Here is a 14,949-nt window from a genome sequence, read left to right as displayed (position 1 = left end):
CGTTTCGGGGGCATCACTCCAATAGAGAGGGGGCGCTATCATGGCCCAGTCACTACCCAGTATCGTTTCCGGCGAAGGCGGCCTCAGCCGCTACCTGGAAGAAATCCGCCGCTTTCCCATGCTGCAGCCGCAGGAAGAGTACATGCTCGCCAAGCGTTACGCCGAGCATGAAGACACCTCCGCTGCGCACAAGCTCGTCACCAGCCACCTCAGACTCGTCGCCAAGATCGCCATGGGCTATCGCGGCTATGGCCTGCCGATTGGTGAAGTGATCTCGGAAGGCAATGTCGGCCTGATGCAGGCCGTCAAGAAATTCGAACCCGAGCGTGGCTTCCGCCTCGCGACCTATGCCATGTGGTGGATCAAGGCCTCGATCCAGGAGTACATCCTGCGCTCGTGGAGCCTGGTCAAGATGGGCACGACCGCCAATCAGAAGCGCCTGTTCTTCAACCTGCGCAAGGTGAAGGGCAAGATCCAGGCGCTGGACGACGGCGACTTGAAGCCCGACCAGATCGCCGAGATCGCCACCAGGCTGAACGTTTCCGAAGCCGAGGTGGTGTCGATGAACCGCCGCCTGTCGGGCGACGCCTCGCTCAATGCCCCGATCCGGGCGAGCGAAGGTGAGTCCGGCGAGTGGCAGGACTGGCTGGTCGACGACCACGAAAGCCAGGAAGAGATGCTGATCGAGCAGGACGAGCTGGAAAACCGGCGCGGCATGCTGTCGGGCGCTCTTGCCGTGCTTAACGAGCGCGAGCGGCGCATCTTCGAGGCCCGTCGCCTCGCCGAGGAGCCGCTGACGCTGGAAGAGCTGTCGTCCGAGTTCGACATCAGCCGCGAGCGCGTGCGCCAGATCGAGGTGCGCGCCTTCGAGAAGGTGCAGGATGCGGTCAAGGCCGCCGCCAAGCGCCAGATCCAGGCGCTGCGCACGATTGAGGCGCAGCCCGCGGCGTAAGGTTAGCTTCGGTTACAAAAATCAAAGCGGCGTCAGGAAACTGGCGCCGCCTTTTTTGTAGCGGACTGCAATGGTGGTTGGCGAAAGCGAAGGCGACATCCGATCTCCCCCTTGCGGGGGAGATGTCCGGCAGGACAGAGGCGGGTGTGAAGGATCGCTACTTTTCGGCGTCAGTCACCCAACCGAAAGACTGAAGGCACAACCACAATTAGCTGACAGGTTGGCGGGACAGCACCCCCCTCTGCCCTGCCGGGCATCTCCCCCGCAAGGGGGAGATTGGCAACTTCGCCAACAGCCCCTCAAAGCCCATCCAGCGGAAACTTCAGGTACCGCCGGCCATTGGCTTCCGGTTCCGGCAGCCGTCCGCCATTCATGTTGACCTGCAGCGCATGCAGGATCAGCCTTGGCATCGGCAGCGTCCTGTCGCGCGCCTCGCGCAAGGCGACGAACTCGGCCTCGCTGCGCGCGGCGACGAGATGGATGTTGGTTGCCTTCTGTATGGCGACCGTGCTTTCCCACGAGGGCTCGCGGCCGCCGGCCTGATAGTCATGGCCGACGAAGACGCGCGTCTCGTTCGGCAACGCCAGAATGTCCTGGATCGAGCGCCAGAGCCGCGCGGCACTGCCGCCGGGAAAGTCCGTCCTCGCCGTGCCGCTGTCGGGCATGAACAGCGTATCGTGGACGAAGGCGGCATCACCGACCATATAGGTGATCGAGGCCAGCGTGTGCCCGGGCGAGAACAGCACCTTGACCGGAAGCGTGCCCACCTGGAAGGTTTCGCCTTCACCAAATAGCCTGTCCCACTGCGAGCCGTCCGCGGGGAAATCCGGCCAGTTGTAGATCGCCTTCCACAGTTTCTGGACCTCGACGACCCTGTCGCCGATTGCTGTCGGCGCGCCCGTCTTCTCTCTCAGGTAATGCGCCGCCGAAAAATGGTCGGCATGCGGATGGGTATCGAGGATCCATTCGACGCTCAGCCCCTGCTCGCTGACGAAGTCGAGCAAGGCGTCGGCATTCGTCGTTGCCGTGGCGCCGGATTTCTCATCGAAATCGAGGATCGGATCGATGATGGCGCAGCGTTTCGTCGCCCGGTCGGCGACGACATACTGAATGGCCCCGGTCGGCTTGTCATAGAAGCCGCTGACCTGCGGCCTGGCCAAAGCTACGTCCAATTCCGGCTTCCCCAACTCTCGGTCGTCAGGAATGATTTTCTCTGGCGACACCCGAGAGGAGCATGGTTGTCCGCTCGGGTGCGGCAGTCAAGTATCACTTGGCTCGCAAGGGCGAGAAGGCCAAAGATCGTTGCGAAGCGCCTGGGATCAGGCCGATGGCTGCTTGGTCTTCCGCAGATAGGGCAAAATGGTCTCGTAGGCGCCGAAGCGCTTGATCGCGTCTTCGTTGGAGACAGCAGCGGTGATGATAACGTCCTCGCCCTGCTTCCAATTCGCCGGTGTCGCCACCTGGTGCTTGGCGGTGAGCTGCATGGAATCGACCGCGCGCAGGATCTCATCGAAATTGCGCCCCGTGGTCATCGGGTAAGTCAGCACCAGCTTGATCTTCTTGTCAGGTCCGATGACGTAGACCGAGCGCACCGTGGCATTGTCGGCCGGCGTACGGCCCTCCGACGTCTCGCCGGCACCGCCCGGCAGCATGTCGTAGAGCTTGGCGACCTTGAGGTCCTTGTCGCCGATCAGCGGGTAGTTCACCGAATGACCGGTCGCCGTCTTGATGTCGTCCTGCCACTTGCCGTGACTTTCGACCGGATCGACCGAAATGCCGATGATCTTGACATTACGCTTCTTGAACTCGCCTTCGAGCCCCGCCATCGTGCCAAGCTCGGTCGTGCAGACCGGCGTGAAATTCTTCGGGTGACTGAACAGGATCGCCCAACCGTCACCGATCCAGTCATGGAATTTGATCGTCCCTTGCGTGGTCTCGGCGGTAAAATCCGGCGCAATGTCGTTGATACGAAGGCTCATGGTACATCTCCCCTGTAAACGGAACCGTCGGCAGCGAGGAACAGCACGCGGCAATCACGCCGACATCAAGCTGTCCCGCCCGGCATCGTTGCATCTTAGCGCAAAAATCGTGGCTGCAAGATAATATGAAACTCTTGTCGGCGGCAGGCGAGCATTTTTATGCTGCCGAATACGCTGCGCGCGTATGAGAGCCTGTTGGGCTGGACAGGAAAGGTTCCTGCCTCAGGTTTTGTTGACCGCCAGCGTCACAGCCAGGTCTTCCATGCGCTGTGCCAGCGCGCCGAGCGCGTTGGTCAGCACGCTATCGCTTTTGTCGGCCTTGGTCAGAGCCTCGTCGCGGGTCTTGCGCAGGGTCAGCACTTCGCTTTCCATGCCCTTGACGCGTTTCTGCAACTCCGAGAGTTCATCCATCACCATGATGCCGGCCATCACGGTCAGTCGCTGATCGCCGATCTCGCCGAACGAGTCCTTCAGGTGTGAAACATAGCGGTCGAAGCGTTCGGCAAGGTCGATCAGATGCTCTTCCTGGCCCTCGTCGCAGGCCATGCGATACTGCTTGCCGTCGATTGAAACCGTGACCTGTGCCATCGGGGCCAGCTCCTATCTGTCCAACACGGCGCGGATGGTTTCCATGGCGGTCACCAGCCGTCGCGACACTTCCTTGTTGGCGTCTTCCAGCCGTTCGGCGCGCACTTCGGAATTGTCGAGTTCCTGTGCCAGCCGGGAGCGGTCGGCATTCATCCGCTGCACTTCGGCCTCGGCTTCCGAGTAATCGCGTTCATGCTCGAGCTTGGCCGCGACAGCGTTTTCCAGCCCCTCGATGGCCTTGCCCAGCCTCGCGATGACTTCCTTGAGTGTGGCTTCCCCGGTCATGGCCTTCGTCCTGTGCCCTGCCCATCACCGAATCGTTCACGTTCAGAACGCGTTATCCCTGAAACATTAGGCACCGGGTGAAGGCAACGTCAACAAAGCTCTCGCGACTGTCCCCTGCTAACGCTAATGCAGACCCGCCGCCGGCATCACAAGGCCGGCAAATGTGCACCCGATTTGTTGACTAAAAGCGCGCGCCTGCTATGTGTCGCGCACCCTTTTCAAGGGCTCTCCCAAGCCCCCAAACCCCCACTTCTGGAGGAACCATGACGTCGCGTGAACAACATGACCGGATGGCCAATGCGATCCGCTTTCTCTCCATGGACGCCGTCGAGAAGGCAAATTCCGGCCATCCGGGCCTGCCCATGGGCTGCGCCGATATCGCCACGGTGCTGTTCACGCGCTTCCTGAAATATGACCCCAAGGCCCCGCACTGGGCCGACCGCGACCGTTTCATCCTGTCGGCCGGCCATGGCTCGATGCTGCTCTATTCACTGCTGCATCTGACCGGCTACGAAGACATGACAATCGACCAGATCAAGCACTTCCGCCAGTTGGGCTCGAAGACTGCCGGTCACCCTGAATATGGTCACGCCACCGGCATCGAGACGACAACCGGCCCGCTTGGCCAGGGTCTCGCCAATTCGGTCGGCTTCGCGCTCGGCGAGCGCATCATGAACGCCGCCTTCGGCAACGACCTCGTCGATCACTACACCTATGTGCTGGCCGGCGACGGCTGCCTGATGGAAGGTGTGTCCCAGGAAGCCATCGCGCTTGCCGGCCATCTCAAGCTCAACAAGCTGATCGTCTTCTGGGACAACAACGACATTTCGATCGACGGTCCGGTCTCGCTGTCCGACAACACCGATCAGGTCGCCCGCTTCCAGGCCTCCGGCTGGAATGCCAGCCACATCGACGGCACCGATCCGGAAGCCATCGCCTATGCCATCGAAGCCGCCCGCCATTCCGACAAGCCGACCATGATCGCCTGCAAGACGACCATCGGCTTCGGCGCGCCGACCAAAGCCGGCACCAACAAGGCGCACGGTTCGCCGCTCGGAGCCGACGAGATCGCCGGCGCCCGGAAGTTCTTCAACTGGGATTCGCCGCCCTTCGAGATTCCGGCCGACATCCTCGACGCCTGGCGCACCGCCGGCAAGGCCGGCGTCAAGGCACGCACCGACTGGGAAGGCCGCCTGGCCAAGGCCGATGCCAAACTGAAGGCTGAGTTCGAGCGCCGCCTCAGCGGCAAGCTGCCGTCCAATTTCGACGCCGTCATCGCCGATTACAAGAAGAAGCTCTCGGCCGACAAGCCGAAGGTCGCCACCCGCAAATCGTCCGAGATGGCGCTGGAAGTCATCAACGGCGCCGTGCCCGAGACCATCGGCGGCTCCGCCGACCTGACCGGCTCCAACAACACCAAGACCAGCCAGACCAAGAACATCACGTCGGACGACTATGGCCAGCGCTATGTCCACTACGGCATCCGCGAGCACGGCATGGCCGCCGCGATCAACGGCCTGACGCTGCATGGCGGCCTCATCGCCTATGGCGGCACCTTCATGTGCTTCTCCGACTATGCCCGTCCGTCGATGCGGCTCGCCTCGCTGATGGGCATCCGCTCGATCTTCGTCATGACCCATGATTCCATCGGTCTGGGCGAAGACGGCCCGACCCACCAGCCGGTCGAGCATCTGGCCGCATTGCGCGCCATTCCCAACCACAATGTCTTCCGCCCGGCCGACGCCGTGGAAACCGCTGAATGCTGGCAGATCGCCCTGGAGTCGGAAAAGACGCCGTCGACGTTGGCGCTTACCCGCCAGAACCTGCCGACGGTACGCAACGAATTCGTTGCCAACAACTTGAGCAGCCAGGGTGCCTATGAGCTGGCTGCCGCCAGCGGCGAGGCAACGGTGACGATCTTCGCCACCGGCTCCGAGGTCGAGATCGCACTCGGCGCCCGCGACCTGCTGGAAAAGCACGGCCATCCCACCCGCGTCGTCTCGGTGCCCTGCTTCGAACTGTTCGACCAGCAGAGCGACGACTACCGCAAGAAAACGATCGGCAACGCGCCAATCAAGATGGCGATCGAAGCCGGCATACGCCAGGGCTGGGATCATCTGATCGGCTCCGACGGCATCTTCGTCGGCATGACAGGCTTCGGCGCCTCGGGCACTATCGAGCAACTCTATCCGCATTTCGGCATCACCGCCGAAGCCGCGGCCAAGGCGGCGGAAGCCCGCCTGCATAACAAATAGGTTCAAGGTTCGGCGAAATCGCGTAAGGCGGTCTCGCCGGGCCGGCCCAACTTAATCGATTTAAATCCACGCCACTGCGGCTGGATTCTTTCTGCTTCCACAGCTATGAAACTGCGGACCCCTCATCCGCCCTCCAACTCCCAGGGAGAGAATAATGACCGTCAGAGTTGCCATCAACGGATTCGGCCGCATCGGCCGCAACATCCTTCGCGCCATCCATGAATCTGGCCGCAAGGACATCGACGTCGTCGCCGTCAACGACCTCGGCCCGGTCGAGACCAACGCGCACCTTTTGCGCTACGACAGCGTGCACGGCCGCTTCCCGCATGAAGTCTCGGTGTCCGGCGACCAGATCACCGTCGGCAAGGAGACGTTCAAGGTCACCGCGATCAAGGATCCGACGCAGCTTCCGTGGAAGGAACTCGGCATCGACATCGCGCTCGAATGCACCGGCATCTTCACCGCCCGCGACAAGGCAGCCTCCCACCTGACCGCCGGCGCCAAGCGCGTCATCGTCTCGGCTCCGGCCGAAGGCGCCGACCTTACCGTTGTCTACGGCATCAACCACGACCAGCTGACCAAGGACCACATCGTCATCTCGAATGCCTCCTGCACCACCAACTGCCTGGCCCCGCTGGCAGCCGTGCTGCACGAGACGGTCGGCATCGAAAAAGGCATGATGACGACGATCCATTCCTACACCGGCGACCAGCCGACGCTGGATACCATGCACAAGGATCTCTACCGCGCCCGCGCCGCTGCCCTGTCGCAAATCCCGACCTCGACCGGCGCGGCCAAGGCGATCGGGCTGGTGCTGCCCGACCTGAAGGGCAAGCTCGACGGCATCTCGATCCGCGTGCCGACCCCGAACGTCTCGGTCGTCGACTTCAAGTTCATCGCCAAGCGTTCGACCACGGTGCAGGAGATCAACGACGCGGTGATCGCCGCCTCCAACGGCAAGCTGAAGGGCATTCTCGGCGTCACCCATCACCCGAACGTGTCGATCGACTTCAATCACGATCCGCGCTCCTCGATCGTTGCGCTCGACCAGACCAAGGTGATGGACGGCAACTTCGTTTCGGTGCTGTCCTGGTACGACAATGAATGGGGGTTCTCCAACCGCATGGGCGACACCGCGGTCGCTTTCGGCAAGACCATCGCCTGATCGCAAAGCTTTCTTTTCGAGACCTGAAACGCCCGGCTTTGTCCGGGCGTTTTTCATGAGGGCGGCTTGCGCCTTTCCAAATTGTGTCCTGGACGCCAAAACATCCAAAAATCAGCGGCATAGGCCAAAAAGCCACCCTGCCGCCTTGCACTGGTCACGTCTTCGCCCCACTCTCTCGCAAAGCAGGAGACAGACGAATTTGAGGGGCTGATTTCAGGATGGAGCATGCGATCTATCTCGTCACGCTGGTCGGCACAGCGCTTGTCGTCGCCGCCGCGTTTTCGAGCCTGATCGCCTTCCGCTTCGGCGCCCCTCTTCTGCTCCTGTTTCTCTGCATTGGCCTCGCCACCGGCACCGACGGACTCGGTATCCAGTTCGACAACGCCCGCATCGCTTATTTTGCCGGCTCACTGGCGCTGGCCGTCATCCTGTTCGATTCCGGTTTCGGCACGCCGCTCAACGCCTTGCGGCAGGCTGCAGGCCCGGCTTTGTCGCTGGCGACCTTCGGCGTGCTTGTCACCACCGGCCTGTTCGGCGTCGCCGCCCATTATCTGCTCGATCTCACCTGGCTGGAATCCTTCCTGCTCGGGGCTGCCGTCGCCTCCACAGATGCGGCGGCCGTGTTCTTCCTGTTGCGAGCCGGCGAGATCAATCTGCGCGAACGCGTGCGCTCGACGCTGGAGGTGGAATCCGGCACCAACGACCCGATCGCCATCTTCCTGACCATCACGCTGGTAGAGATCATCGCCGCCCACGCCAACCCCGAGACCAATGTTCTGGTCACCAGCCTGTTCCTCGGCTTCCTCCTCAATATGGGCCTCGGTGCAATCGTAGGCGTGCTGGGCGGTCTCGCCATCGTGCGCCTCGTCGACCGACTCAATCTCGACCACGGCCTGCTGCCGATCTTCGTGCTGACCTTGTCGCTGATGGTGTTTGCAGCAGCCGGCGCCATTGGCGGCTCAGGCTTCCTGGCGGTGTATATTGCCGGCCTTATCGCCGGCAATTCCGACATCCGAGCCGTCACCATCCTCAAGCGTTTCCAGGACGGCATGTCGTGGCTGGCGCAGATCATCATGTTCCTCATCCTCGGCCTGTTCGCGACGCCGTCGCAGTTTCCGGCGATCATGGTGCCGGCGGTGCTGCTCGGCCTGTTCCTGATGTTCGTGGCGCGGCCAGTCGCCGTCTGGCTCTGCCTGATCCCGTTCCGTCTGCCGCGCCCCGAAGTCGCCTTCATCTCGTGGGTCGGCCTGCGCGGCGCGGTGTCGATCCTGCTCGCCATCACCCCGCTGCTCGGCGGCCTGGAAAACGGCCGTGTCATCTTCAACACCGCCTTCATCATCGTGCTCGTGTCGCTGGTCATCCAGGGCTGGACGGTCGGACCGCTGGCGCGCCGCCTCGGCCTGATCGTACCGGCACGGCTCGGACCGCTGGACAAGGTCGAGCTGGAACTGCCGGGCTCGGCCCATCACGAGCTTCTCGCCTATCGCGTCGCACACGGCAGCCCGGTGGCGCGCGGCGAGCGCATCCCGCGCTGGGCACGGCCCTCGCTGGTGCTGCGCGACGGCCGCTCGATGCGCTTCCAGGACATGGGCCGGCTCGCCGCCGGCGACCAGGTCTATATTTTCGTGCCGGACCGCTATCCGCGCCTGCTCGACAAGCTGTTCGCCAGCCGTGCCGTGGTCGATCCCCAGGATGCCGATTTCTTCGGTGCCTTCGCGGTCGACCCCGCGCGCTCCGCCGCTGAACTGGAAGCGGCCTATACGCCAGGCCTGACCGAAGCGGAGCAAAAGCTCACCGTTGGCGCGCTGGTCACGGCGCGGCTCGGCGGCCATGCCGAATATGCCGACCGCGTCCTGCTCGGCCCGATAGAACTGATCGTCCGCGACGTCGACGACAAGGGCAAGATCATAGGCCTCGGTCTGTCTTTCGAGCCGACCGCGCCGGTGGCGCGGGTGCCGGTCTTCCTCAGCGCCGGCGAAATCGGCGACCGTCTTTCCGCCTTCATCCGCAACTGGCGCAAGCCGACCGAGACGCAGGAGACCGAGGCGCGGGCGGACGAAAAGCCGGCCCCGGAGCCAGCGCCTGAAAAGGCAGCAACCGAAAGCTGACAAAACCGCTATTGAGCGCTGCCATTCATCCGCCCCGCCGGCGCAAGATCGTACCCACTTCAAAATTTCGGTTCGAGCGCGCCCTAAGCCTTGCATCGTCACCGATGCGGGGTATGGTCCCCCGGTTTTTCGCGAAAGGAACCCGCATGGCCGCCTTCAAGACACTCGACGATATCGGCAACATCAGCGGCAAGCGCGTGCTGGTGCGCGTCGACCTCAACGTGCCTGTCGCCGACGGCAAGGTCACCGATGCCACCCGCATCGAACGCATCGCACCGACTATCGCCGAGCTATCGGCCAAGGGCGCCAAGGTCATCCTGCTCGCCCATTTCGGCCGGCCCAAGGATGGCCCCTCGCCCGAATTCTCGCTGGAGCCTATCGCCAGGGCGACAGCCGACGTGCTCGGCCGTCCCGTCGGTTTCGCCTCGGATTGCGTCGGCGACACGGCCGGAAGCGCCGTCGCCGCCATGAACAAGGGCGATGTGCTGCTGCTTGAAAACACCCGCTTCTACAAGGCCGAGGAAAAGAACGATCCGGCCTTCACCGAAAAGCTTGCCGCCAATGGCGACATCTTCGTCAACGACGCCTTTTCCGCCGCGCACCGCGCCCATTCGTCGACCGAGGGGCTGGCGCATCTGTTGCCGGCTTTTGCCGGCCGCACCATGCAAGCCGAGCTTGAGGCGCTGGAGAAGGGCTTGGGAAAACCGGTTCGTCCGGTCGTCGCCATTGTCGGCGGCGCCAAGGTCTCGACCAAGATCGATCTGTTGATGAACCTGGTGAAGAAGGTTGATGCCCTCGTCATCGGTGGCGGGATGGCCAACACCTTTCTTGCCGCGCGTGGCACCAATGTCGGCAAATCGCTGTGCGAGCATGATCTCGCCGCGACCGCCAAGCAGATCATGATCGAGGCGGCCGAGGCCGGCTGCGCCATCATCCTGCCGGTCGACGGCGTCGTCGCCAGGGAGTTCAAGGCGGGCGCGGCCTGCGGGACCGTCGCTATATCGGATGTGCCGGCCGACGGCATGATCCTCGATGTCGGCGCCAAAACCGTGACGGCCATCGGCGAATGGATCGACCGCGCCGCGACACTGGTCTGGAACGGCCCGCTCGGCGCCTTCGAGATCGCGCCCTTCGATCATGCGACGGTGGCAGCTGCCAAGCACGCGGCGTCGCGCACCAAGGCCGGCAAGCTGGTCTCGGTCGCCGGCGGTGGCGATACGGTGGCGGCGCTCAACCATGCCGGCGTCGCCGACGACTTCACCTATGTCTCGACCGCCGGCGGCGCTTTCCTGGAATGGATGGAAGGCAAGCCGCTGCCCGGCGTCGACGTCTTGAAGCGCTGAGGCTCCGAGGCGATCAACACTCGGAGAGCGAACAAGGCCGCCCGAGGCTTTCAATCGATTCGAGCTTTCCGATGCCATTCCTTTGGCGGTAGACTTCCGTTAAGCGCGGAACAACCGTTTCAGGAGAAGCCACAATGAGCGAACGTCTCGAAGACATTGCCGCTGCGATCGTCGCCGATGGCAAGGGCCTGCTGGCCGCCGACGAAAGTTCGGGCACCATCAAGAAGCGCTTCGACGTCATTGGCGTCGAATCGACAGCCGACAGCCGCCGCGATTACCGCGAGATGATGTTCCGCACCAGGGAGGCAATGACCCGCTACATCTCCGGCGTCATCCTCTATGACGAGACGATCCGCCAGAAGGCCGCCGACGGCACGCCGCTGGTCGACATCATCAAGGCGGCCGGCGCCATCCCCGGCATCAAGGTCGATGCAGGCGCCAAGCCGCTGGCCAGGTTTCCCGGCGACACCATCACCGAAGGCCTCGATGGCCTGCGCGAGCGCCTTGCCGACTACTACAAGCTCGGCGCCCGCTTCGCCAAATGGCGCGCGGTGATCGACATCGATGTCGCCAAAGGCGTGCCTTCGGGGACCTCGATCGGCTCCAACGCCCATGCGCTCGCCCGCTATGCCGCTCTTTGCCAGGAAGCCGGCATCGTGCCGATCGTCGAACCGGAGGTGCTGATGGATGGCGCCCACGACATCGACACATGCTACGAGATCAGCAAGGTGATTTTGCTCAAGCTCTATAGCGAACTCTACGCGGCGCGCGTCGTGCTGGAAGGTACTATCCTGAAACCGAACATGGTGCTGGCCGGCAGGAAATCAGGCAAGGTGAGTGGCCCTGAAGAAGTCGCGGAAAAGACTATAAAGCTGTTCCGCGAAACCGTACCGGCAGCCGTGCCGGGCATCGCCTTCCTGTCCGGCGGCCAGGAGGACGAGGAAGCGACCGCCAACCTCAACGCCATCAACGCCATCGGGCCGCACCCGTGGAAGCTGACCTTCTCCTATGGTCGCGCGCTGCAGGCCGCGCCACAGAAAGCCTGGAGCGGCAAGGCCTCGAACGTCGCCGCCGGTCAGGCTGCCTTCACCCATCGCGCCCACATGAACCATCTGGCAGCGCTCGGAAAATGGAAGGCGAGCCTGGAACAGGCCGCCTGACCACAGTCCTTTCTTCCTCCTTCGAACCCGGGCCGATGCGCCCGGGTTTTTTGTTTGTGACTTGCCGGGCTTGGGGCGGAGCCTCTCCGTCCTTATTTCCTCTCGGGCGATGTCGGGTTGTGCTCATCCCGAACGTCCTTGGAATGACACTTCAGGGAGAGGTTCATGCATCGCAACAAGGTCGTTTCGCGCGAAGACCGGTTCCAGGCGCACAAGGCGCATCTGGCGCGCGAGAAGGAACTGACGCGGCTCCGCGAGCGGATCGCGGCTGAGCGGCGTGAATTGCCCTGGCTGAAGATCCGGAAGGACGATGTCTTCGAGACCGGGCAAGGGCCGAAGAGACTGGCCGACCTGCTTGCCGGCAACAGCCAGCTGATCGTCTATCACTTCATGTTCGGGCCGGGCTGCGTCAATCATTGCGAGGGCTGCTCATTCCTTGCCGACCATATCGACGGCGCCAATCAGCATCTGCGGCATCACGACGTGTCGCTGGTCGTGGTTTCGCGCGCCCCACTGGCGGAACTTCTGCCTTACAAGCAGCGCATGGGCTGGAAGTTCGACTGGGTGTCGTCCTATGCCTCGGATTTCAACTTCGACATGCAGGTCTCCTTCACCGACAAGCAGATCGCCGCCGGCGACACCACCTACAATTTCGAGACCCGTCCACGGACATCGAAGGAGCTTCCCGGCACCAGCGTTTTCTACCGGGACGAGACCGGCGACATCTTGCTCACCTTCATGTCGCGCGCCCGCGGCGGCGAGGCGCAGATCGGCGCCTACGACTATCTCGACATGACGCCGAAGGGCCGCAACGAGAACGGCCCCTATCACGGACTGATGGATTGGGTGCGGCTGCACGATGAATATCATCAGGGCAAGCAAGCGGGGCAGGCGAGTTGCTGCGATTGAAGAGCGTTCCCGTCGACCAAAACATGCGCTAAGGCTGCCGCTGATCGTTTAACGGTACTGCTATGCGCTTCACGGCCCTACTCACCTGGCTCGCCTTCCCGGTCTATATCTGGCAAGGCCTCGGCGTGCGACGCCGCACCACGCGCATGCTGCCGGCGCAAGGGCCGGTCATGCACGAAATATCAGGCACAGCACCGCCAATCTCGCTTCTGGTGCTGGGCGATTCCTCCGCCGCTTCGGTCGGCATCGGTAATTCGGAAGATGGGCTGGCCGCGCAACTCGCCGTGCTGATTTCACAGAGTACAGGCCGCGCCGTGCGCTGGCGCGCTGCCGGCTTCAATTCGGCAACGTCTGGCCAGATCCGTGACCATGTCCTGCCCAATCTGTCGGCCGATCCATGGACGCATATCGTGCTGGCCATCGGCACCAACGACACCAAGAATTTTCACTCCGTGCCGCGCTTCAAGAAGGAGTTCGGCGGCCTGCTCTACGCGATGCGTGCCAAGTGGCCGGAAGCACGCGTGGTGTGGTCGCCGGTGCTGGAGTTCACGCGGGCGCCGGCCATGCCGCCGCTGCTCGGAAAAATTCTTGAGATTCGCGCCACCGACATGAACCGGATGGGCGAACGCCTTTGCCTGGAGCGCGGCGCGGTGCCGGCGCCGCGCCTGCCGATCACCAATCCGGAAGCCGGCTTTGCCTCGGACGGCTTTCACGCCTCGGAAGCAGGCTACCGGGCTTGGGCCGAGCATCTGGTTGGCCCGGTGCTTGGCAATTGGGCACCGACGACAAGTGCCGTCCTACGTCAAATGCCCGAGCACGGCCGCCAGTGAAATCGCGGCCATGGCGAGCAGTGCCAGCTTCCAGAAATCGCCGCGTCGCTTGAGGCCTGGCCAGCCGAGCGGCTTGATCAGTTGAATGACCATGAAACCGACGATGACAAGGGCGAGGAATTTCGTCATGCCGCCTTTGACCAGCAACGCGCCCGGCTGTCAAAGCACGTCGTTCATTGCCTGAGAAAGAACGACGCCGCGATCCTAGGTCGGAACGCGGCGCCCGTCTGCGACTGGGAAACGATCTACTTCAGCGGCTTGAGGCCAGCCTCGATCGAAGCCCGCTTCGGTTCGAGGAATGGCGGCAAGGCGAGGCTTTCCCCCAGTGTTTCCAGCGGCTCGTCGGCGGTGAACCCCGGCCCGTCGGTTGCGATCTCGAACAGGATGCCATTCGGCTCGCGGAAGTAGAGCGAACGGAAATAATAGCGCTCGACCTCGCCGCTCGACGGCAGCCGGAACTCGGCCAGCCGCGCCGTCCATTGATGCAGCGTCTCCTGGTCCGGCGCCCTGAAGGCGACATGGTGAACCGCACCCGCGCCTTGCCGCGCCGGCGCCAGTCCCGGCTGCACCAGGACATGCAACTCCGCCGCCGGCCCGCCCTCTCCCATTTCGAAGACGTGAACCTGCCCCTCCGGCGAGACATAGTCGCGCGCCTTGCGCATGTTCATCACTTTGGTCACCACCGCTTCGGTGTTGGTGATGTCGGGAACGCTGATGACGATCGGCCCGAGCCCGCGTATCTGGTGCTCGACCGGTACCGGGCTTTGCGCCCAGGGATGGCTGCCGCCCTTGCCGCCATCGCGGACCAGGCGCAGACGCTGGCCCTCGGGATCTTCGAAGTCCAACGACGCATAACCGCCGATGTCGGCGACCTCTCCTGTTGCCAGGCCTTCATCGGTCAAGTGTTGCTTCCACCAGGCAAGGCTCTCCCGGCTGCCGACCCTGAGGCTGGTCCGCACGATGCTGTGCGTGCCGCGCCGCTCGCGGCCGACCGGCCAGTCGAAGAAGGTAAGGTCGGTGCCCGGCGTCGCTTCGCCGTCGGCATAGAAGAGGTGGTAGGCCGAGGTGTCGTCCTGGTTTACGGTCTTCTTGACCAGCCGCAGACCCAGCACCTTGGTGTAGAAATGAAGATTGCCAGGCGCATTGGCGGTGATGGCGGTCAGATGGTGGATACCTGTCAGTTGCAAGCTCATCGTCGTCTCCCTGCTGTTGGGGAAGAATTTTCTCCCTTCATATCAGACCTGCGGTCACCTCGCTGAAGGCCTCGTATTCCGACAGTCCGTCGCCGGACGCTGAACAGCGGCGCCGAAAACAACGTCGTCGCCATGAACAATCGGACGTCGCAAACCTGCCTTGAGGCACCGCTCGATGCGGC

14 protein-coding genes are annotated in these 14,949 nt (G+C 63.1%); 8 read left to right on the top strand and 6 right to left on the bottom strand.

The features are described from left to right. The first annotated feature begins 40 nt into the window (after nt 1–40). Nucleotides 41–952: an RNA polymerase sigma factor RpoH gene (rpoH, locus tag NKJ00_RS06945; RefSeq protein WP_352611781.1), complete on the top strand. Its 912-nt coding sequence runs from the start codon at nt 41–43 to the stop codon at nt 950–952. Nucleotides 953–1,251: 299 nt separating this feature from the next. Here the strand turns inward: rpoH and NKJ00_RS06940 are convergent, their stop codons facing one another. The 4 genes from NKJ00_RS06940 to NKJ00_RS06925 form a co-directional block, all read right to left on the bottom strand. Next, the gene (locus NKJ00_RS06940) at nt 1,252–2,124 is read right to left on the bottom strand and encodes an MBL fold metallo-hydrolase (RefSeq protein WP_352611780.1); all 873 of its coding nucleotides are present in this window, start codon (nt 2,122–2,124) and stop codon (nt 1,252–1,254) included. Between the two features lie 147 nt (nt 2,125–2,271). Continuing rightward, the gene (locus NKJ00_RS06935) at nt 2,272–2,931 is read right to left on the bottom strand and encodes a peroxiredoxin (protein ID WP_127260439.1); all 660 of its coding nucleotides are present in this window, start codon (nt 2,929–2,931) and stop codon (nt 2,272–2,274) included. Nucleotides 2,932–3,153: 222 nt separating this feature from the next. Next, on the bottom strand, nt 3,154–3,519 hold the full coding sequence (locus tag NKJ00_RS06930) for a cell division protein ZapA (protein ID WP_128305871.1): 366 nt from the start codon (nt 3,517–3,519) through the stop codon (nt 3,154–3,156). Between the two features lie 12 nt (nt 3,520–3,531). Further along, the gene (locus NKJ00_RS06925; protein WP_352611779.1) at nt 3,532–3,804 is read right to left on the bottom strand and encodes a DUF4164 domain-containing protein; all 273 of its coding nucleotides are present in this window, start codon (nt 3,802–3,804) and stop codon (nt 3,532–3,534) included. Between the two features lie 263 nt (nt 3,805–4,067). Between NKJ00_RS06925 and tkt the strand changes: the two genes are divergently transcribed. The 7 genes from tkt to NKJ00_RS06890 all read left to right on the top strand — a co-directional run bounded on the left by tkt (nt 4,068) and on the right by NKJ00_RS06890 (nt 13,574). Continuing rightward, nucleotides 4,068–6,059: a transketolase gene (gene tkt / locus NKJ00_RS06920; protein WP_352611778.1), complete on the top strand. Its 1,992-nt coding sequence runs from the start codon at nt 4,068–4,070 to the stop codon at nt 6,057–6,059. 154 nt (nt 6,060–6,213) lie between these two features. Continuing rightward, complete coding sequence (gene gap / locus NKJ00_RS06915; RefSeq protein WP_352611777.1) at nt 6,214–7,224, top strand: type I glyceraldehyde-3-phosphate dehydrogenase; 1,011 nt, start codon at nt 6,214–6,216, stop codon at nt 7,222–7,224. Nucleotides 7,225–7,442: 218 nt separating this feature from the next. Further along, a complete protein-coding gene (locus NKJ00_RS06910) occupies nt 7,443–9,332 on the top strand; it encodes a potassium/proton antiporter (protein ID WP_352611776.1) in 1,890 nt (629 codons plus the stop codon). Between the two features lie 146 nt (nt 9,333–9,478). Then, nucleotides 9,479–10,675, top strand: coding sequence for a phosphoglycerate kinase (locus NKJ00_RS06905; protein WP_352611775.1), 1,197 nt, complete (start codon nt 9,479–9,481; stop codon nt 10,673–10,675). Between the two features lie 134 nt (nt 10,676–10,809). Next, complete coding sequence (locus NKJ00_RS06900) at nt 10,810–11,835, top strand: class I fructose-bisphosphate aldolase (protein ID WP_023810964.1); 1,026 nt, start codon at nt 10,810–10,812, stop codon at nt 11,833–11,835. A 165-nt stretch (nt 11,836–12,000) separates the two neighbouring features. Next, nucleotides 12,001–12,744, top strand: coding sequence for a DUF899 domain-containing protein (locus NKJ00_RS06895; RefSeq protein WP_023810963.1), 744 nt, complete (start codon nt 12,001–12,003; stop codon nt 12,742–12,744). A gap of 62 nt (nt 12,745–12,806) precedes the next feature. Beyond that, nucleotides 12,807–13,574 (top strand): SGNH/GDSL hydrolase family protein, encoded by a 768-nt coding sequence (locus tag NKJ00_RS06890; protein WP_352611774.1) that lies wholly within the window; start codon nt 12,807–12,809, stop codon nt 13,572–13,574. On the opposite strand, the gene NKJ00_RS06885 is transcribed toward NKJ00_RS06890, so the two are convergent. Beyond that, the gene (locus NKJ00_RS06885) at nt 13,542–13,703 is read right to left on the bottom strand and encodes a hypothetical protein (protein WP_023810961.1); all 162 of its coding nucleotides are present in this window, start codon (nt 13,701–13,703) and stop codon (nt 13,542–13,544) included. The two genes, NKJ00_RS06890 and NKJ00_RS06885, sit on opposite strands and share 33 nt — an antisense overlap. A gap of 116 nt (nt 13,704–13,819) precedes the next feature. Continuing rightward, entirely contained in the window at nt 13,820–14,767 is a 948-nt protein-coding gene (locus tag NKJ00_RS06880) for a ring-cleaving dioxygenase (RefSeq protein WP_352442021.1), read from the bottom strand. Nucleotides 14,768–14,949 lie beyond the last annotated feature (182 nt).

The organism is Mesorhizobium sp. M0227 (assembly GCF_040321855.1).
Taxonomy (GTDB): Bacteria; Pseudomonadota; Alphaproteobacteria; order Rhizobiales; family Rhizobiaceae; genus Mesorhizobium.
This window is presented reverse-complemented; position numbering and strand designations above follow the sequence as displayed.

What these genes read in the sequence shown, in the direction of transcription:
- gap (WP_352611777.1), top strand. Translation starts at nt 6,214, where the DNA reads ATGACCGTCAGAGTTGCCATCAACGGATTCGGCCGCATCGGCCGCAAC.
- NKJ00_RS06900 (WP_023810964.1), top strand. Translation starts at nt 10,810, where the DNA reads ATGAGCGAACGTCTCGAAGACATTGCCGCTGCGATCGTCGCCGATGGC.
- NKJ00_RS06935 (WP_127260439.1), bottom strand. Translation starts at nt 2,931, where the DNA reads ATGAGCCTTCGTATCAACGACATTGCGCCGGATTTTACCGCCGAGACC.
- tkt (WP_352611778.1), top strand. Translation starts at nt 4,068, where the DNA reads ATGACGTCGCGTGAACAACATGACCGGATGGCCAATGCGATCCGCTTT.
- NKJ00_RS06890 (WP_352611774.1), top strand. Translation starts at nt 12,807, where the DNA reads ATGCGCTTCACGGCCCTACTCACCTGGCTCGCCTTCCCGGTCTATATC.
- NKJ00_RS06905 (WP_352611775.1), top strand. Translation starts at nt 9,479, where the DNA reads ATGGCCGCCTTCAAGACACTCGACGATATCGGCAACATCAGCGGCAAG.
- NKJ00_RS06910 (WP_352611776.1), top strand. Translation starts at nt 7,443, where the DNA reads ATGGAGCATGCGATCTATCTCGTCACGCTGGTCGGCACAGCGCTTGTC.
- NKJ00_RS06880 (WP_352442021.1), bottom strand. Translation starts at nt 14,767, where the DNA reads ATGAGCTTGCAACTGACAGGTATCCACCATCTGACCGCCATCACCGCC.
- NKJ00_RS06930 (WP_128305871.1), bottom strand. Translation starts at nt 3,519, where the DNA reads ATGGCACAGGTCACGGTTTCAATCGACGGCAAGCAGTATCGCATGGCC.
- rpoH (WP_352611781.1), top strand. Translation starts at nt 41, where the DNA reads ATGGCCCAGTCACTACCCAGTATCGTTTCCGGCGAAGGCGGCCTCAGC.
- NKJ00_RS06925 (WP_352611779.1), bottom strand. Translation starts at nt 3,804, where the DNA reads ATGACCGGGGAAGCCACACTCAAGGAAGTCATCGCGAGGCTGGGCAAG.
- NKJ00_RS06885 (WP_023810961.1), bottom strand. Translation starts at nt 13,703, where the DNA reads ATGACGAAATTCCTCGCCCTTGTCATCGTCGGTTTCATGGTCATTCAA.
- NKJ00_RS06895 (WP_023810963.1), top strand. Translation starts at nt 12,001, where the DNA reads ATGCATCGCAACAAGGTCGTTTCGCGCGAAGACCGGTTCCAGGCGCAC.